The organism is Frigidibacter sp. MR17.14, assembly GCF_037095735.1.
Taxonomy (GTDB): Bacteria; Pseudomonadota; Alphaproteobacteria; order Rhodobacterales; family Rhodobacteraceae; genus Frigidibacter.
Map to the genome: position 1 here is coordinate 289,568 of NZ_JBAWKD010000003.1, position 18,528 is coordinate 308,095.

Sequence of the window (18,528 nt, forward strand, 5' to 3'; positions counted from 1 at the left end):
TCGCGCGGGGCTTTTTTACGCCCGCAGCGCCCCCAAAGCAAAAGGCCCCGCCGATGGCGGGGCCTTTTCAGATCAGGCGACCCGGATCACTCGGCGATCAGCCGCGAGATCACCACGGTCACTTCCGGCTTGCGGCCGATCTCTTCGACCGAGACCTGGCGCACGATCCGGCGGATCTGCTCGTCCATGCGGTCGTCATTGGCGACGGTCTTGGCATCGACGCGTTCCAGGAACTCGGCCAGCTCCTGCTCCAGCGTCTCTTCCAGCCCGGCCTTGCTGCGGCCGACCTCGGGCAGGCCCATGGTCTCGACCCAGGCATCGCCCAGCGGCAGGTCGTCCTCGTCGACGATGATCGTCACCAGCACATGCCCGTTCAGCGCCATGCGGATCCGGTCGCGAACCACGCCGTCCATCGCCCCGATCAGCACCGAACCGTCCAGATAGGTGCGCCCGGTCTCGATATACTCGACCACCTCGGGATAACCGCCCGACAGGTCGATCATCGTGCCGTTGGTCACGATCTCGGACGCGATGCCCTTAGACTCCGCCAGCTTCATGTGCTCGCGCAGGTGGCGGTGCTCGCCATGCATCGGGATCAGGATCTTCGGCTTGATCATCGCATGCGCGGCTTCCAGATCGGGCCGGTTCGCATGGCCCGAGACATGGTAGAGCCCGCCGCGGTCGTCGATCACGTCGACACCCATTTCCGAGAAGGCGTTCATGATCCGGATCACACCCTTCTCGTTGCCGGGAATGATCTTCGACGAGAAGAGGAAGGTATCGCCCTCTTTCATCTCGAGCCCCAGATACTTGCCGCGCGACAGCTGCGCCGAGGCCGCCCGGCGTTCGCCCTGCGAGCCGGTGACGATCAGCATCAGGTTGTCGCGCCCGACCTCTGCCGCCTGTTCGGGCTGCAGCACCGGCGGGAAGTCGGTCAGCACGCCGGTTTCGACCGCGACCGAAACCATGCGCCGCATCGCCCGGCCCAGCAGGCAGATCGAACGACCGGCGGCATGACCGGCCTCTGCCAGCGTCTTCAGGCGGGCAACGTTCGAGGCGAAGGTCGTGGCGACCATCATCCCGCGCTGCTCCTGCACCAGCGAGGTGATCGGCCCGGCTAGCGAGCTTTCCGAGCGGCCCGGCAGCGGCGAGAAGATGTTCGTGGAATCGCACATCATCGCCAGCACCGGCTTTTCGCGCGCGATGCCCTTCCAGACCTCGGGGTCGGTGCGTTCGCCGACGACCGGATCGGGGTCCAGCTTGAAGTCGCCGGTATGCACGATCCGGCCCGCCGGCGTGTCGATCACCAGACCCGAGCTTTCCGGGATCGAATGCGCGATCGGCACGAACTGGACCTTGAACGGCCCGCACTCGATCGTCGCGGGGCGCGGCTCGTGGATGTTGATCACGTCGACGGGCTGGCCGTGATCCTCCATCTTCAGCTTGGCGATGGCGGCGGTGAATTTGCGCGCATGGATCGGCGCCCGCAGCCGCGGCCACAGATGCGCCAGCGCGCCGATGTGGTCTTCATGCGCATGCGTGATGAAGATGCCTTCCAGCCGATCGGCCGCAGCCTCGAGCCACGAGATGTCGGGCATGATCAGGTCGACGCCGGGGCTCGTGTCCATGTCGGGGAAGCTCACGCCCAGATCGACGAGGATCAGGCGCTCTTTCCCCTCGGGCCCATAGCCGTAGACATAGGCGTTCATGCCGATCTCGCCCGCGCCGCCGAGCGGCAGATAGATCAGGCGGTCCTTTTTCATCCGGTCTCCAGTGCCGTGTTGTGCCGGTGGATCAGCACCAGCCCGTGCATGGTCAGGTCATCCTCGATCGCGTCGAAGAGATCCGTGCCCTGGGCAAACAGCGGCGCGAGGCCGCCTGTCGCGATCACCTTCATAGGTCTTTCGCGTTCGATCCTTATCTGGCGCACGATCCCTTCCACAAGCCCGATATAGCCCCAATAGACCCCCGACTGCATGCAGGCGACGGTATTGGTGCCGATGGCGGATTGCGGTTTGGTTACGTCCACGTGAGGAAGCGCCGCCGCGGCCATGTGCAGGGCCTCCAGCGACAGGTTCACCCCCGGCGCGATCACCCCGCCGATATAGGCGCCGTCATCGTCGACGACGTCGAAGGTCGTCGCGGTGCCGAAGTCGACGACCACGATGTTGCCGCCGTGGCGGTCGAAGCCCGCGACGGTGTTCACCAGCCGGTCCGGCCCGACCGTGGTGCCCTGATCGACCCGCGGCGCCACCGGCAGCGCGCATTCCGGCTTGCCCACCTGCAGCGCGCGGCAATCGAAATAGCGGTTGGCAAGGACGCGCAGGTTGAACACCACCCGCGGCACGGTCGACGAGATGATCACCTCGCCGATCCTCACCTCGAGCTTGCGCAGGTTCATCAGCCCCGAAAGCCAGACGTAATATTCGTCGGCGGTGCGGCGGTGATCGGTGCGCATCCGCCAGGTCGACAGGAACTGCGTCCCGTCCCAGATCGAGAACACGGTGTTGGTATTGCCGCAGTCGATGCAGAGCAGCATGGAAACTCCCTCCCGGGGTCGTCTCAGAAGAAGAGGTCGGCGGCGGGCAGCGCGCGGCGACCCTCGGCGGTCATCAGCACGATCGAGCCGTCGGCGTCGATGGTCTCGAACGTTCCCTCGATCGTCTCGGACATGGTGCGCGCGACGATCGGCTGGCCCAGCCGGGTGACGCGGGCCAGGAAGGCCTCGCGCAGCGGGCTGAAGCCATAGGCCAGCAGCTGCGCCTCCCACCGGGCGAAGGCCGGGGCGAGACGGTCCAGCAGCTCTTCGGGCGTCACCGCGATCCCGGTCTCGCCGGCGACGGACACCGGGCGCGGGGCGCGCGGGTCGCGGTCGGCGGGGTCCGGGGCATGGGCAAGGTTCACGCCGATGCCGATGGCGATCTTCTCGCCGCCGGCGATGCCCTCGATCAGGATGCCGGACACCTTGCCGCCATTCAGCAGCACGTCGTTGGGCCATTTCAGCGCCAGCCGCGCCGCGGGGCCCAGCAGGGCCGACAGCGCCTCTTCCAGCGCCAGCGCCGCCACGAAGCTGCGCAGCGCCGCCTGCGACGGCCCGCCCGCCGGGCGCATCACCAGGGTTGCCGCGAAATTGCCCACCGGGTCGACCCAGGCGCGGCCGCGACGGCCACGCCCCGCGGTCTGCCGGTGGGCAAGGATCCAGGCCGGGCGGGTCAGGCTGGGCCCGATCCGCGCGGCTTCCGAATTGGTGCTGTCGACCTCGGCCAGGACGTGGCGCGCCACGCCCTCGGGCCAGGCCCAGCGGTCGCTGTCGTCAGCGGACAAGGGCTTCCGCCGCCAGCGCCGCGGCACCCTCGACACCGAACATGTTCACCACGCCCAGCACCATGATCGCCGCCGAGCCGATCAGCAGGATCCACTGCGCGGCGGGCATGTGGCCATCCAGCGTCTCGCCCTCGGCACCGAAGTACATGAAGAAGACGATGCGCAGGTAGTAATAGGCGCCGATCACCGAGGCGATCACGCCCAGCACCGCCACAAGGCTGTAGCCGGCCGAGACCGCGGCCATCAGCACGCCGTACTTGGCGAAGAACCCGAGCATCGGCGGCACGCCGGCCAGCGAGAACATCAGCACCAGCAGCGCCAGCGCCTTGGTGGGTTCACGCTTGGCATACTGGTTCAGCGCCTTGATGTCGGTGACGGGCTGGCCGTCGCGGCTCATCGACAGGATGAAGGCGAAGGTGCCGATGTTCATCGTGACGTAGATCGCCATGTAGACCAGCATCGCCTTGACGCCGAGCGCGGTGCCCGCCAGCAGGCCCAGCAGCGCGTAGCCCATGTGCGCGATCGAGGAATAGGCCATCAGGCGCTTGATGTTGGTCTGACCGATCGCGGCGACCGAGCCCACGAACATCGACAGCACCGCCAGCAGCGCGATGATCTGGCCCCAGTCGGCGGCGGCCATGCCGAAGCCGTCGAACATCACCCGCGCGAACAGGCCCATCGCCGCGACCTTGGGGGCGGTGGCGAAGAAGGCGGTGACCGGGGTCGGCGCGCCTTCGTAGACGTCCGGCGTCCACATGTGGAACGGCACGGCCGAAACCTTGAAGGCCAGACCCACGATCAGGAACACGAGGCCGAAGAGCAGGCCGATCGGCAGATGCTCGGTCGCGCCGATGGCCTGGGTGATGCCGGCGAAGGTGGTGGTGCCCGAGAAGCCGTAGGTCAGCGAGGCGCCGTAGAGCAGCATCCCCGACGACAGCGCGCCCAGCACGAAGTACTTCAGGCCGGCCTCGGTCGACTTCACGCTGTCGCGGCGGATCGCGGCGACGACGTAAAGCGCCAGCGACTGCAGCTCGAGCCCCATGTAGAGCGTCATCAGGTCGCCGGCCGAGACCATGACCATCATGCCCACCGTCGCGAGCGCGATCAGGATCGGGTATTCGAAGCGGCCCATGTCGCGCTTCATCATGTAGTCATGGCTCATCACCAGCACGGCGGCGCCGGCCAAGAGCAGCGTCACCTTGGCGAAGCGGGCGAAGCCGTCGTCGAGGAACAGGCCCGCGAAGGCCACGCGGCTGCCCTGCCCGCCCAGGCCAATCATCGCCGCCAGCAGCACGAAGACCGCGGCGGTGATCCAGGTGATGGTTCCGGTCAGCTTGTCCTTGCCGCAGCAGACGCCGACCAGCAGCATCACCATGGCGTAGAATGCCAAGAGGGCCTCGGGCAGGACCGTGTTGAAATCGGCGGAGGTCATGTCGGAACCCTCAGTGGCTGGCCGGGGCAGCATCCGCCGTCTGGGCGGGCTGCGCGGCCTGATAGTCGGAAACCAGCGCCTCGACCGAGGGGCCGATGATGTCGGTCACGGCCTTCGGATAGACGCCGAGGAACAGGGTCATCACCACGAGGGGCGCGAAGATCGCCTTCTCGCGGCGGTCCATGTCGGTGATCAGCTTCAGGCTTTCCTTGATCAGGTCGCCGAAGACCACCCGGCGGTAGAGCCAGAGCGCGTAGGCCGCCGAGAAGATCACGCCGGTGGCGGCGACGAAGGTGACCCAGGTGTTGACCTGGAAGACGCCCATGATCGTCAGGAATTCGCCGACGAACCCGCTGGTGCCCGGCAGGCCCACGTTCGCCATGGTGAAGAACATGAACAGCAGCGCATAGGCCGGCATCCGGTTCACGAGGCCGCCATAGGCCGCGATCTCGCGGGTGTGCATCCGGTCATAGATCACGCCGACGCAGAGGAAGAGCGCGCCCGAGATGAAGCCGTGGCTGATCATCTGGAAGATCGCGCCGTCGATCCCCTGCTGGTTCGCGGCGAAGATGCCCATGGTCACGTAGCCCATGTGCGCGACCGAGGAATAGGCGATGACTTTCTTCATGTCGGACTGCGCCAGCGCCACGAGGCTGGTGTAGACGATCGCGATCGCCGAGAGCCACAGCACGAAGGGGCCGAGCAGGTCCGAAGCGATCGGGAACATCGGCAGCGAGAAGCGCAGGAAGCCGTAGCCGCCCATCTTCAGCAGGATAGCGGCCAGCACCACGGAACCGGCGGTCGGCGCCTGCACGTGGGCGTCGGGCAGCCAGGTGTGCACCGGCCACATCGGCATCTTCACCGCGAAGCTGGCGAAGAAGGCGATCCACAGCAGCGTCTGCAGGCCACCGGCGACATGGAAGCCCAGCACCACCATCGGCGCCGACGAGAAGTCGTGCTTCAGAAGCGCGACGATATCGGTGGTTCCGGCGTCGACATACATCGCGATCATCGCGATCAGCATCAGCACCGAGCCGAGGAAGGTGTAGAGGAAGAACTTGAAGGACGCGTAGATCCGGTCCTTGCCGCCCCAGATGCCGATGATCAGGAACATCGGGATCAGGCCCGCCTCGAAATAGGCGTAGAACAGCACCAGATCGAGCGCGACGAAGACGCCGATCATCAGCCCTTCCAGCATCAGGAAGGCGATCATGTATTCCTTCACCCGCTTGTCGACGGTCCAGCAGGACCAGATCGTCAGCGGCATGATGAAGGTGGTCAGCATCACGAACAGGACCGAGATCCCGTCGACGCCGACCTTGTATTTCAGGCCCATGATCCAGTCGTGGTCTTCCACGAACTGGAACCCGGTGTTGCTGGCATCGAAGCCCGCCAGCAGGAACAGCGAGACCAGGAAGGTCACGGTGGTGGCGACCAGCGCCACCCATTTCGCGTTGGCCTGGGCCGCCTTGTCGTCGCCGCGCAGGAAGATCGCAAGGATCAGCGCCGCCACGATCGGCGTGAAGGTGATGATGGAGAGGAGGTTTTCCATTGTCTGTCCCCGGGGCCCTTCTCAGTTTCCGGCCATCAGGGCCGCCCAGGTGATCAGGACCGCAATCCCGATCACCATCGCGAAGGCATAGTGGAAGAGGTAGCCCGACTGCGCCCGCGTCGCGAGGCGGGTGAAGAACGGCACGATCCCCATCGCGACCCCGTTGATCGAGCCGTCGATGACATTCCCGTCGCCGCGCTTCCACAGGAAGGCGCCAAGGCATTTGGCGGGGCGCACGAAGAGCACTTCGTAGACCTCGTCGAAATACCACTTGTTCAGCAGGAACTGGTAGAGAACCGGCTGGTTCGCGGCCAGGCGGCGCGGCAGCGAGGTGTCCTTGATGTAGAACATCCAGGCCGTCACCAGTCCGAGCAGCATCGCGATGAAGGGCGAGACCTTCACCCAGGCCGGGGCGTGGTGCGCCTCGTCCAGCACGTGGTTGTCGGGCGCCATGTAGATCGCGCCGATCGGGCCGATCTCGGCATGGGCCTCGGTCGTCGCGGCCGGCTCGGCGCCATGGGCGGCGGGCGCCTCGCCGGTCGCGGCCTCGGTGGTCGCATGCTCGGTCGCGGCGGCTTCGGTGGTCGCGGCGGGCGCGTGGCCCTCGGCCGCGCCTTCCGACGCCTCGGCGTGATGCGGCATGCCGAAGAAGGCCGACATCTTCTCGTGGTCGCCGAAGAAGCTGTTGTACCAGACCATGCCCGAGAAGACCGCGCCGATCGCCAGCACGCCCAGCGGCACCAGCATCACCATCGGGCTTTCATGCGCGTGGTCATGCGCGTGATGGTCGCCCCGCGGCTTGCCGTAGAAGGTCATGAAGATCAGCCGCCACGAGTAGAACGAGGTGAACATCGCCGCGATCACCAGCATCCAGAAGGCATAGCCGACGCCCGAGGCATAGGCGCTCTCGATGATCGCGTCCTTCGACAGGAAGCCGGCGAAGCCGATGTGGGTCAGCGGAATGCCGACGCCGGTGATCGCCAGCGTGCCGATCATCATCGCCCAGAAGGTCATCGGGATCTTCTTCCGCAGGCCGCCGTAGTTGCGCATGTCCTGCTCGTGATGCATCGCGTGGATGACCGAGCCGGCGCCCAGGAAGAGCATCGCCTTGAAGAAGGCGTGGGTCAGCAGGTGGAACATCGCGGCGCCATAGACGCCCGAGCCCGCGGCCACGAACATGTAGCCCAGCTGCGAACAGGTCGAGTAGGCGATGACGCGCTTGATGTCGTTCTGCACCAGACCGACGGTCGCGGCGAAGAAGGCCGTGGTCGCGCCGATGTAGATGATGAAGGTCTTGGCTTCCGGCGCATATTCGTACAGCGGCGACATCCGGCAGACCAGGAACACGCCGGCGGTCACCATGGTCGCGGCGTGGATCAGCGCCGACACCGGGGTCGGGCCTTCCATCGCGTCCGGCAGCCAGGTGTGCAGCAGCAGCTGCGCCGATTTGCCCATCGCGCCGACGAACAGCAGGAAGGCCAGCACGTTGGCGGCGTTCCAGTCGGTCCACAGGAAGGTGACGGTGCTTTGCGCCAGCGTCGGCGCGGCGGCGAAGATGTCGTCGAAATGGATCGAGTCGACCATGAAGTAGAGGCCGGCGATGCCCAGCAGGAACCCGAAGTCGCCGACGCGGTTCACGATGAAGGCCTTCATCGCCGCCGCGCAGGCCGAGGGCTTGCGGTAGTAGAAGCCGATCAGCAGGTACGAGGCGACACCGACGCCCTCCCAGCCGAAGAACATCTGCAGCAGGTTGTCCGCCGTCACCAGCATCAGCATGGCGAAGGTGAAGAACGACAGATAGGCGAAGAAGCGCGCCTTGTAGTGCTCGTGATGGCCCCAGTTGTCGTCATGGGCCATGTAGCCCATCGAGTAGAGGTGCACGAGGGTCGAGACCGTGGTCACGACGATCAGCATCGTCGCGGTCAGCCGGTCGAGCCGGATCGACCAGGCGGTGTCCAGCGTGCCCGACTGCACCCAGTCGAGGATCTGGATCTGCCGCATCTCGCCGTCGAAGCCGAGGAAGACGATCCAGCTGAACAGGCAGGCCAGCGCCAGCAGGCCGGTGGTCAGATACTGCGCGCCGGTCTCCGAGATCACGCGCCAGCCGAAGCCCGCGATGATCGCGCCGACCAGCGGGGCGAAGAGGATGATCGTTTCCATGTTCGCCTTACCCTTTCATCACGTTGACGTCTTCGACGTCGATCGTGCCGCGGTTGCGGAAGAAGCAGACGAGGATCGCAAGGCCGATCGCCGCCTCGGCCGCCGCGACCGTCAGCACGAACATGGTGAAGACCTGCCCCGCGAGGTCGCCGAGCGCCGCCGAGAAGGCCACCATGTTGATGTTGACCGCCAGCAGCATCAGTTCGATCGACATCAGGATGACGATCACGTTCTTCCGATTGAGGAAGATCCCGAAGATCCCGATCACGAACAGCGCGGCAGCCACGCCAAGGTAGTGGGTCAATCCGATCATTCTCGTCCCTCCGGGTGCGCTTCACCCGCTTCTTTCACCCGGCCCCTGCGGGGGGCCGTATTCTCTTGTCCTGCCGCCGGACCCGGCGTCAGTGCAGGCCCTGCCCCGGCTTCACGTCGCGCATCTCGACGGCTTCCTCGGGCTTGCGGTACATCTGGAACAGCACGTCCTGGCGCTTCACGTCCTTGCGGTGGCGCAGCGTCAGCACGATCGCCCCGATCATCGCGACCAGCAGCACCAGCGCCGCCATCTGGAACAGGAAGACGTACTTGTCATAGAGCAGCGCGCCGAGCGCCGCGGTGTTGGTCACGCCCTCGGGCGTCGGTGCCGCGCGCAGCCCCATCGCCGCCGAGGAGCCTTCCCAGCTGCCGAAGGCAAGGCCCAGCTGCAGCAGGATCACCACGCCGACCAAGAGGCCCAGCGGCATGTAGCGCGCCAGTTCGCCCTTCAGCTCGGCGAAGTCGACGTCCAGCATCATGACCACGAACAGGAACAGCACCGCGACCGCGCCGACATAGACGATGATCAGCAGCATCGCCACGAACTCGGCGCCCATCAGCACGAACAGGCCCGCCGCCGACAGGAAGGCGAGGATCAGCCACAGAACTCCGTGCACCGGGTTCTTCGTCACCACGACCATCAGGCCCGATACCACCGCGATCACCGCGAAGAGGTAGAAGGCAAATTCGAAAAAGGTCATCCCCGGGCCCTCACTTAGCGTCCCTCATTCCGTCTCGTCCAATTCGCGGAACACGCCTTGGGCAAGTTCCAGCGCCTTGGTCATGGCGGGCAGGCCGCCGAACATGCTCATCTGGTAGATCACTTCCGCGATCTCCCGTTTCTTTGCCCCCGCCTCCAGCGCGTGGCGGATCGCAAGCTTCAGCTGCGGTTCCGCATGCGCGCCCAGCACGGTCAGCGCCGCGATCGTCACCAGAAGCCTCGTCTTGGCGTCCAGCCCGTCGCGGTTGAAGGTCTTGCCGAACCACATCTCCATGAAGTCCTTGGACATCGTGGGAATGAGGTTCTCGAACCCCTTGAAGCTGAAATTCTCCATGGCCGGGTTGAAAGCGCGGGCCATTTCCTGGCCCTGCTCCATCATCGTCCGAAACATCTTGGAGAATTCGTCACTCATCTGTAGGGCGCGTCCATCTCGAGGTTGCGGGCGATCTCGGCTTCCCAGCGGGCGCCGTTCGCAAGGAGCTTCTCCTTGTCGTAGAACAGCTCTTCGCGGGTTTCCGTGGCGAATTCGAAGTTCGGCCCCTCGACGATCGCATCGACCGGGCAGGCTTCCTGACAGAAGCCGCAGTAGATGCATTTCGTCATGTCGATGTCGTAGCGCGTGGTGCGGCGGCTGCCGTCCTCGCGCGGTTCGGCATCGATGGTGATCGCCTGCGCGGGGCAGATCGCCTCGCACAGCTTGCAGGCGATGCAGCGCTCTTCCCCGTTGGGATAGCGGCGCAGCGCGTGCTCACCCCGGAAGCGGGGCGACAGCGGGCCCTTCTCGTGCGGGTAGTTGATGGTCTCCTTCGGGGCGAAGAAGTATTTCATCCCCAGGCCGAAGCCCTTGATGAAATCCATCATGAAGAAATAGTGCGCGGCGCGCGCGACATCGAATGCCATGGCGTCAGCCTCCCATCGACCAGCGGGCCCAGAGGCCGCCGAGAACTTCGTAGCGGGCGAGGATCGAGACCAGCACGACCCAGATCAGCGACAGCGGAAGGAACACCTTCCAGCCGATCCGCATCAGCTGGTCGTAGCGGTAGCGCGGCACGATCGCCTTCACCATCGCGAACATGAAGAAGAAGAACCACATCTTCACGAACATCCAGAAGAACCCGTCGGGCAGACCCGGGATCGGGCTCAGCCAGCCGCCGAAGAACAGGATCGACAGCAGGGCGCACATCAGGAAGATCGCGATGTATTCGCCGGCCATGAACAGCAGGAACGGGGTCGAGCTGTATTCGACCTGGTAGCCGGCGACGAGTTCCGATTCCGCTTCCGGAAGGTCGAAGGGCGGGCGGTTCGTTTCGGCCAGCGCCGAGACGAAGAACAGCACGACCATCGGCAGGTGCGGCAGCCAGTACCAGTTGAACAGGCCATAGGCGCCGTCCTGCGCGCGGACGATGTCGCCGAAGCTCATCGAGCCGGTCGAGATGATCACCCCGATGATGATCAGGCCCAGCGACACCTCGTAAGAGATCATCTGCGCGGCCGACCGCAGCGAGCCGAGGAACGGGTATTTCGAGTTCGAGGCCCAGCCGCCCATGATCACGCCGTAGACTTCCAGCGAGGACACGGCGAAGACGAACAGCACGGCCACGTTGATGTCCGACAGCACCCAGCCATCGGCCAGCGGGATCACCGCGAAGGCCATCATCGCCAGCACGAAGCTGAGGATCGGCGCCAGGAAGAAGACGAACTTGTCGGCGCCCGCGGGCACGACGACTTCCTTGAGGATGTATTTCAGCGCATCCGCGAAGGTCTGCATCAGGCCCCAGGGCCCGACGACGTTCGGACCGCGCCGCAGCTGCACGGCAGCCCAGATCTTCCGGTCGCCATAGACCATGAAGATCAGCGAGATCATCACGAAAGCCACCACGCCGATCGCCTGCACGAGGATCAGCAGGAAGGTGCCCAAGGATGTGTTCAGAAACTCAGCCATCTTGCCTTATGTCCCTCAGACCGTCGGTATTCCCTGCGCGGCGCAATCGGCGACGACGACTTCCGCGTCGAGCGTCGAAATGCCGCGGGGCAGCGCTGGCGAGATCGTGTAAACCGCATCCGCCTTCCAAACGCCACCCTCTTCGTCGACATTCGTGCGCACATGGCGCGCGAAGCCGTAGCCCCGGATCAGGGCGTATTGTGCCGCCGCGCAGGCCGCATAGGCCTCCACGTCGGGCAGGCCGCGTGCGCCCGACATCGCCACGCGGAAGTTGACCAGATCACCCGACAGAAGCCGGGTCTCGATTCCCCTGTACTGGGGGGTGTAGTCGGGGCGGGCCGCCCCCTGCCCGACCGTGGCCGGGCTGCCGGTCGCCGCCGGCGCGCAGCCCGACAGCGCGGCCGAAAGGCCGGCTGCGGTCAGCGCGGTGAAGGCGGCGCGCGGCATCAGTTCACTCCGCCGCCATCGGAACCGCGGCGCGCTCGGCGGCAAGCTTCGACAGCTCCGCCATCAGCGCCGAGGCGCGCGCGATCGGGTTCGTGAGGTAGAAGTCCTTGACCGTGGCGCGGAAGTCCGCGGCCGGCAGATCGCGCAGCTCGAGGCTCGGCAGCGCGTTCTCGACCACGGTGTCGACCTTGGCCAGATGCGGCACCGCCGCGACCAGCTTCTGGCGCAGCTGCGCGAGGCTGTCCCAGGGCAGGGTCGCACCCAGCTCGGCCGAGACGGCGCGCAGGATCGCCCAGTTCTCCTTGGCCTCGCCCGGCGCGAAACCGGCGCGGAACGCCAGCTGCGGGCGGCCTTCGGTGTTCACGAACAGCCCGTTCTCTTCGGTATAGGCGGCGCCCGGCAGGATCAGGTCGGCGCGATGCGCGCCCCGGTCGCCGTGGCTGCCCTGATAGATCACGAAGGGACCGGCGGCGATCTCGACCTCGTCGGCGCCCAGCGACCAGATCACCTCGGCGCCCTCGATCGCGGCCGGCAGACCGCCCTCGGTCACCGCGCCCACGTCCATCGCGCCCACGCGGGCGGCAGCGGTGTGCAGGACCAGCACCTTCGAGGCGGTGTTGGCCGCCAGTTTCAGCACCTGCGCCATGACCGCGGCGCCATCGGCCTCGGCCAGCGCGCCGGCGCCGACGATGATCAGCGTGTTCTTGGCGCGGGTCTCGTCCGAGATCTCCTTGTCGGCCAGCGCGACCAGCGCCGCGCGGTCGGTGCCGACATGGGCATAGTCATAAGTCAGGTCCACGGCCTTGCCGATCAGCCCGACCTGTGCGCCGCGCGCCCAGGCCTTGCGGATCCGGGCGTTCAGCACCGGCGCCTCGTCGCGCGGGTTGGTGCCGATCAGCTGGATCATCTCGGCGCTGTCGATGTCCTCGATCGTCGCGTTGCCGACATAGGCGCCACGTTCGCCCGCGACCAGACGCGCACCGTCGGTCCGGCATTCCACCTTGCCGCCCAGCCCCTCGATCAGGGTCTTCAGCGAGAACACTGCCTCGACCGGGGCCAGGTCACCGACCAGACCCGCAACCTTCTTGCCCTTCATGGCAGCGGCGGCGGCGGCCAGCGCCTCGCCCCAGCTCGCCTTCCGCAGCTTGCCGTTTTCACGGATGTAGGGCGTGTCGAGCCGCTGGCGGCGCAGGCCGTCCCAGACGAAGCGGGTCTTGTCGCTGATCCACTCCTCGTTCACCGCGTCGTTGTTGCGCGGCAGGATGCGCATCACTTCGCGGCCCTTGGTGTCGACCCGGATGTTCGAGCCGAGCGCGTCCATGACGTCGATCGTCTCGGTCTTGGTCAGCTCCCACGGACGGGCGGTGAAGGCATAGGGCTTCGAGACCAGCGCGCCCACCGGGCAGAGGTCGATGATGTTGCCCTGCAGGTTCGAGGCCAGCGTCTGGTTCAGATAGCTGGTGATCTCGGCATCCTCGCCGCGCCCGGTCTGGCCCATCTGGTGGATGCCCGCCACTTCCGTGGTGAAGCGCACGCAGCGGGTGCAGGAGATGCAGCGGGTCATGTGCGTCTCGACCAGCGGGCCGAGGTTCAGATCCTCGGACGCCCGCTTCGGCTCGCGGTAGCGGCTGAAGTCGACGCCATAGGCCATCGCCTGGTCCTGCAGGTCGCATTCGCCGCCCTGGTCACAGATCGGGCAATCGAGCGGGTGGTTGATGAGCAGGAACTCCATCACCCCTTCGCGCGCCTTCTTCACCATCGGCGAGTTGGTCTTGATGACCGAGGGCGCGCCATCGGGGCCGGGACGCAGGTCCTTGATCTGCATCGCGCAGGAGGCGGCGGGCTTCGGCGGGCCGCCGACGACCTCGACCAGGCACATGCGGCAGTTGCCGGCGATCGAGAGACGCTCGTGGTAACAGAAGCGCGGCACCTCGATCCCGGCCTGCTCGCAGGCCTGGATGATCGTGAGGTTCGGATCGACCTCGACTTCGCGGTCGTCGATGATGATCTTGCGCAGGTTAGACATGTCTCTCTCCGCTCAGCGGTTGTCGCCCGAGGGCCAGCGTTTCAGCGCCAGCACCCAGAGCGCAATCAGGTTCACGACCGGCAGCAGCGCCAGCAGCACCCACCAGCCCGAATGGCCGGTCCGCTGCAGGATGCGCACCACCGGCCAGAAGACGATCGCGAAGACCACCGCGCTCCAGATCAGCGCGGGGAGTCCGGTCGCCTGGTAGGCAAATCCGTGCATTTCCATTCCGTCACCCGCCGGGTTCATGCGCAGGCCCCCGCAAACTGCCAGGACCCTGCCACGAACCGGCCCTGGGCCGTCGCGTCATAGCGCCGCCCGGCGCCCTCGCAGGCCAGCCGCGCCACGTCCTTGGCGGCCTTGCCTTCGTCATAGCGCATCGCGCCGCCCGCCCGGGTGACGCTGACCATTTCGCCCGAGACCGCCTGCGCGCCCGCGCCGGTGAACCGCAGGCCCGCGGGGCCGCGGGTCACGCCGGCATGGAAGCTTTCGCCCTTGTAGGCGATCGGCGAGCCGGGGCTCATCGCGGTGTGGGTGGCAGAGAATCCCTGCGGGCTCTCGCGCAGGTTCGGGTTGCCGCAGGCTGCGAGAGCCCCGACGCCGACCATGCCGATGATCCCCATGGGTTTCACGTCCGCCCTGCCCCTTACTCGGCCGCCATGGCGCCCATGCGCCCGGTCTTCTTGGCCTTGATGCGGTCTTCGATCTCTTCGCGGTAGTGACGGATCAGACCCTGGATCGGCCAGGCCGCCGCGTCGCCCAGCGCGCAGATCGTGTGGCCTTCGACCTGCTTGGTCACCGACAGCAGCATGTCGATTTCCTCGGGCTCGGCGTCGCCGGTCACCAGACGGTCCATGACCCGCATCATCCAGCCGGTGCCTTCCCGGCAGGGCGTGCACTGGCCGCAGCTCTCGTGCTTGAAGAACTTCGACAGCCGCCAGACGGCTTTGATCACGTCGGTCGACTGGTCCATCACGATCATGCAGGCGGTGCCGAAGGACGACTTCAGCTCGCGCATCCCGTCATAGTCCATGATCGCATCGTCGCACTGGCTGGCGGGGATGATCGGGCAGGACGCGCCGCCGGGGATCACCGCCTTCAGGTTCGACCAGCCGCCGCGCACACCGCCGCCATGCTTCTCGATCAGCTCGCGCATCGAGATCGACATGGTTTCCTCGATGACGCAGGGCGTGTTCACATGGCCCGACATCGCGAACAGCTTCACGCCGGCGTTGTTCGGGCGCCCGAAGGACGCGAACCACTCGCCGCCGCGGCGCAGGATCGAGGGCACGACCGCGATCGATTCCACGTTGTTCACCGTGGTCGGGCAGCCGTAAAGGCCCGCGCCGGCCGGGAACGGCGGCTTCATCCGCGGCATGCCCTTGCGGCCTTCGAGGCTTTCCAGCAGCGCGGTTTCCTCGCCGCAGATATAGGCGCCGGCGCCGTGGTGCAGGAAGACGTCGTGGTCATAGCCCGAACCGGCGGCGTTCTTGCCGATCAGGCCCGCGTCGTAGCATTCGTCGATGGCGGCCTGCAGGGCCTCCTTCTCGCGCACGTATTCGCCACGGATGTAGATGTAGGTCGCCACCGCGTTCATCGCGAAGCCGGCGATCAGCGCGCCCTCGATCAGCGTGTGCGGATCGTGGCGCATGATCTCGCGGTCCTTGCAGGTCGCGGGTTCGGATTCGTCGGCGTTGATGACCAGATAGGCCGGGCGGCCGTCCGACTGCTTCGGCATGAAGGACCACTTGAGACCGGTCGGGAAGCCCGCACCGCCGCGCCCGCGCAGGCCCGACTTCTTCATCTCTTCGATGATCCAGTCGCGCCCCTTCTGCAGGATCGACGCCGTGCCGTCCCAATGGCCGCGCATCTGCGCGCCCTTCAGGCTGCGGTCATGCATCCCGTAGAGGTTGGTAAAGATCCGGTCCTGATCCTTCAGCATCTCACTCTCTCCCCTTCCGGGCCCCTTCCGGGTCTCACTTGCGGGCCAGCTGCCGCTTGATCCGCCATGTCACCACGAGCGCCCAGATGAACGCCGCGATCGCCGCGAGGTCGAACAGGAAGGCGTAACTCGGGTCGAGCCCCAGTGTGCCTCCCAGCCATCCGGCCGCCAACCACGCGATCATCGTCACCGCGATGACCACCGCCACCATCCGCGCCTCGCGCTGAAGGGCCTTCTGGTCGGAACCGGACATCCGGCCTCAGTAGTCGTTCGTCTTGGCCCGGCGCAGGAACTCGTCGCGCCCGACCTCGAGGATCAGCTTCGCCTGCGCCTGCCACCTGTCGCGGGTGACGCGGCCCTTGAAGCCCTTCAGGTTGCCGTCCACCCAGGCGACCTCGGCCGGGCTCCAGCCCGCGATCTGGTCGTAGTGATAGATGCCAAGACCGTGAAGAACCTCTTCCAGTTTCGGCCCGATGCCTTCCAGCACCTTCAGATCGTCGCCGGCGCCCTCGCGCGGGGCGGTCAGGCCCTGCGGCTGCACGCCCTCGCCCTCGGCCTCGACCGGCATCTCGGACGGGCCGGTCGGACCCGCCTCGGGGGTGACCGCCGCCGCGCTGTCGGCCGGGGCCTCCTGCACGGTGATCCCGGTGTCATCGGCGGGCAGGCCCGCACCCGGGGTCGCCTCGGTCGCCGGGTTGGCGGCATAGGGCGGCTGGGCCACGAAATTCGGGTTCGCTTCCCAGACCTGCGGCTGCGAGCCGGCGATCCAGGGCGTGGTGATCGGAACCTCGGTCCCGTCGATGCGCTTCACCGTTTCGCCGATGTCCACCGCGCGCTGCACCGAGCCGTTGAACGGCGCGCCGCCGGTGAACTCGGTCAGGCTGGTCAGGCCGCCCGCCGGTTCCGAGGAATAGCGCCCGATTTCCGAACCCGGGCGCGGCACGGAACCGGCCGCCAGGTCGTCGATCAGCTTTTCCAGCCCCGCGGGGGTCAGGTCCTCGTAATAGTCCTTGCCGATCTGGGCCATCGGCGCGTTGGCGCAGGCGCCCAGGCACTCGACCTCTTCCCAGCTGAACTTGCCGTCGGCCGAAACCTCATGCGCGTGCTTGGCGATCTTCGCCTTGCAGACGTCGATCAGGTCCTCGGCGCCGGTGATCATGCAGGAAGTGGTGCCGCAGATCTGGAAATGCGCAATGGACCCCGTGGGTTGCAGCTGGAACATGAAGTAGAACGTCGCCACTTCCAGCGCCCGGATATAGGCCAGGTCCAGCAGGCCCGCGACATATTCGATCGCCGGGCGGCTCAGCCAGCCCTCCTGCTCCTGCGCGCGGAACAGCAGCGGGATGATCGCCGAGGCCTGACGGCCGGCGGGGTATTTCGAGATCTGGCCCTGCGCCCAGGCGTAGTTCGCGGGCGTGAATTCGAAGCTTTCCGGCTGGACCGGATGCAGGCGACGCAGCATTAGCGGTCCACCTCCCCAAACACGATATCCATGGTGGCGATCAGCGCCGAGACGTCGGCCAGCTGGTGGCCCTTGCCCATCCAGTCCATCGCCTGCAGGTGCAGGTAGCCCGGAGCGCGGATCTTGGCGCGATAGGGTTTGTTCGACCCGTCGGCGACCAGATAGACGCCGAATTCGCCCTTCGGCGCCTCGACGGCGGCATAGACCTCGCCGGCCGGGACGTGGAAGCCCTCGGTGTAAAGCTTGAAGTGGTGGATCAGCGCTTCCATCGAGCGCTTCATCTCGGCCCGCTTCGGCGGCGTGACCTTGCCGCGCGCGAGGACGTCGCCCGGGGTTTTCCGAAGCATGTCACAGGCTTGCCGGCAGATCTTCACGCTTTCGTACATCTCCTTCACCCGGCACAGATACCGGTCGAAGCAGTCGCCATTGGTGCCGACCGGCACCTGGAACTCGAAATCGTCGTAGTTCTCGTAGGGCTGCGAGCGGCGCAGGTCCCAAGCCAGGCCCGAGCCGCGGGCCATCACGCCCGAGAAGCCCCAGTCCAGAACGTCCTGTTCCTTGACCACGCCGATGTCGACGGTGCGCTGCTTGAAGATGCGGTTGTCCGTCACCAGCCCGTCGATGTCGTCGAGCTTCTTCGGGAACTCCTGCATCCACAGGTCGATGTCCTCGATCAGCTTCGGCGGCAGATCCTGGTGCACGCCACCGGGGCGGAAATAGGCCGAGTGCAAGCGCGCGCCGCAGGCACGCTCGTAGAACACCATCAGCTCTTCGCGGGCGACGAAGCCCCAGAGCGGCGGCGTCAGCGCGCCGACGTCCATCGCGCCGGTGGTGACGTTCAGCAGGTGGTTCAGGATCCGGCCGATTTCCGAATAGAGCACCCGGATGATCTGCGCACGCTTCGGCACCTCGACGCCGACCAGACGCTCGATCGCCAGGCACCAGGCATGCTCCTGGTTCATCGGCGCCACGTAGTCGAGGCGGTCGAAATACGGCAGGTTCTGCAGATAGGTCCGCGACTCCATGAGCTTTTCGGTGCCGCGGTGCAGCAGGCCGATATGCGGGTCCGCACGCTCCACGATCTCGCCGTCAAGTTCGAGCACCAGACGCAAAACACCATGCGCCGCAGGGTGTTGCGGGCCGAAGTTGATGTTGAAGTTGCGGATCTTCTGCTCGCCCGTCAGCGCGTCGTCAAAAGTGCCGTCCAT

General features: G+C 66.3%; 19 protein-coding genes. All 19 read right to left on the reverse strand.

All coding sequences use genetic code 11. The features are described from left to right. Nucleotides 1-86 precede the first annotated feature (86 nt). Nucleotides 87-1,763, reverse strand: coding sequence for a ribonuclease J (locus V8J36_RS10055; RefSeq protein WP_336467157.1), 1,677 nt, complete (start codon nt 1,761-1,763; stop codon nt 87-89). After that, nucleotides 1,760-2,539: a type III pantothenate kinase gene (locus tag V8J36_RS10060; RefSeq protein ID WP_336467158.1), complete on the reverse strand. Its 780-nt coding sequence runs from the start codon at nt 2,537-2,539 to the stop codon at nt 1,760-1,762. The genes V8J36_RS10055 and V8J36_RS10060 overlap by 4 nt, the downstream gene beginning before the upstream one ends. Nucleotides 2,540-2,562: 23 nt before the next feature. Next, nucleotides 2,563-3,324: a biotin--[acetyl-CoA-carboxylase] ligase gene (locus V8J36_RS10065; RefSeq protein ID WP_336467159.1), complete on the reverse strand. Its 762-nt coding sequence runs from the start codon at nt 3,322-3,324 to the stop codon at nt 2,563-2,565. Further along, nucleotides 3,314-4,756: an NADH-quinone oxidoreductase subunit NuoN gene (gene nuoN / locus V8J36_RS10070; RefSeq protein WP_336467160.1), complete on the reverse strand. Its 1,443-nt coding sequence runs from the start codon at nt 4,754-4,756 to the stop codon at nt 3,314-3,316. The genes V8J36_RS10065 and nuoN overlap by 11 nt, the downstream gene beginning before the upstream one ends. Nucleotides 4,757-4,766: 10 nt before the next feature. After that, nucleotides 4,767-6,308, reverse strand: coding sequence for an NADH-quinone oxidoreductase subunit M (locus V8J36_RS10075; protein WP_336467161.1), 1,542 nt, complete (start codon nt 6,306-6,308; stop codon nt 4,767-4,769). Between the two features lie 21 nt (nt 6,309-6,329). After that, complete coding sequence (gene nuoL, locus V8J36_RS10080) at nt 6,330-8,468, reverse strand: NADH-quinone oxidoreductase subunit L (RefSeq protein WP_336467162.1); 2,139 nt, start codon at nt 8,466-8,468, stop codon at nt 6,330-6,332. A gap of 7 nt (nt 8,469-8,475) precedes the next feature. After that, nucleotides 8,476-8,781: an NADH-quinone oxidoreductase subunit NuoK gene (gene nuoK, locus V8J36_RS10085; RefSeq protein ID WP_336459646.1), complete on the reverse strand. Its 306-nt coding sequence runs from the start codon at nt 8,779-8,781 to the stop codon at nt 8,476-8,478. An 88-nt stretch (nt 8,782-8,869) separates the two neighbouring features. Then, nucleotides 8,870-9,481, reverse strand: coding sequence for an NADH-quinone oxidoreductase subunit J (locus V8J36_RS10090; protein WP_336467163.1), 612 nt, complete (start codon nt 9,479-9,481; stop codon nt 8,870-8,872). Between the two features lie 24 nt (nt 9,482-9,505). Then, nucleotides 9,506-9,913 (reverse strand): carboxymuconolactone decarboxylase family protein, encoded by a 408-nt coding sequence (locus V8J36_RS10095; RefSeq protein ID WP_336467164.1) that lies wholly within the window; start codon nt 9,911-9,913, stop codon nt 9,506-9,508. Next, the gene (nuoI, locus tag V8J36_RS10100) at nt 9,910-10,401 is read right to left on the reverse strand and encodes an NADH-quinone oxidoreductase subunit NuoI (RefSeq protein WP_336467165.1); all 492 of its coding nucleotides are present in this window, start codon (nt 10,399-10,401) and stop codon (nt 9,910-9,912) included. Before nuoI ends, V8J36_RS10095 begins: the two co-directional genes overlap by 4 nt. Nucleotides 10,402-10,405: 4 nt before the next feature. Continuing rightward, nucleotides 10,406-11,443 carry an NADH-quinone oxidoreductase subunit NuoH gene (nuoH, locus tag V8J36_RS10105; RefSeq protein ID WP_336467166.1) on the reverse strand — a complete coding sequence of 346 codons (1,038 nt, stop codon included), beginning with the start codon at nt 11,441-11,443 and terminating at the stop codon, nt 10,406-10,408. Nucleotides 11,444-11,458: 15 nt separating this feature from the next. Next, nucleotides 11,459-11,890 (reverse strand): hypothetical protein, encoded by a 432-nt coding sequence (locus V8J36_RS10110; protein ID WP_336467167.1) that lies wholly within the window; start codon nt 11,888-11,890, stop codon nt 11,459-11,461. A 4-nt stretch (nt 11,891-11,894) separates the two neighbouring features. Continuing rightward, a complete protein-coding gene (gene nuoG, locus V8J36_RS10115) occupies nt 11,895-13,916 on the reverse strand; it encodes an NADH-quinone oxidoreductase subunit NuoG (RefSeq protein ID WP_336467168.1) in 2,022 nt (673 codons plus the stop codon). Nucleotides 13,917-13,928: 12 nt separating this feature from the next. After that, nucleotides 13,929-14,138 carry a hypothetical protein gene (locus V8J36_RS10120; RefSeq protein WP_336467169.1) on the reverse strand — a complete coding sequence of 70 codons (210 nt, stop codon included), beginning with the start codon at nt 14,136-14,138 and terminating at the stop codon, nt 13,929-13,931. Nucleotides 14,139-14,161: 23 nt separating this feature from the next. Next, nucleotides 14,162-14,548: a hypothetical protein gene (locus tag V8J36_RS10125; protein WP_336467170.1), complete on the reverse strand. Its 387-nt coding sequence runs from the start codon at nt 14,546-14,548 to the stop codon at nt 14,162-14,164. A 14-nt stretch (nt 14,549-14,562) separates the two neighbouring features. Further along, a complete protein-coding gene (nuoF, locus tag V8J36_RS10130) occupies nt 14,563-15,858 on the reverse strand; it encodes an NADH-quinone oxidoreductase subunit NuoF (RefSeq protein WP_336467171.1) in 1,296 nt (431 codons plus the stop codon). A gap of 34 nt (nt 15,859-15,892) precedes the next feature. Further along, the gene (locus V8J36_RS10135) at nt 15,893-16,111 is read right to left on the reverse strand and encodes a DUF5337 domain-containing protein (protein WP_336467172.1); all 219 of its coding nucleotides are present in this window, start codon (nt 16,109-16,111) and stop codon (nt 15,893-15,895) included. Between the two features lie 6 nt (nt 16,112-16,117). Further along, nucleotides 16,118-17,320, reverse strand: a complete 1,203-nt coding sequence (locus tag V8J36_RS10140) for an NADH-quinone oxidoreductase subunit E (RefSeq protein WP_336467173.1) — start codon at nt 17,318-17,320, stop codon at nt 16,118-16,120. Next, nucleotides 17,320-18,528 (reverse strand): NADH-quinone oxidoreductase subunit D, encoded by a 1,209-nt coding sequence (locus V8J36_RS10145; protein WP_336467174.1) that lies wholly within the window; start codon nt 18,526-18,528, stop codon nt 17,320-17,322. The genes V8J36_RS10140 and V8J36_RS10145 overlap by 1 nt, the downstream gene beginning before the upstream one ends.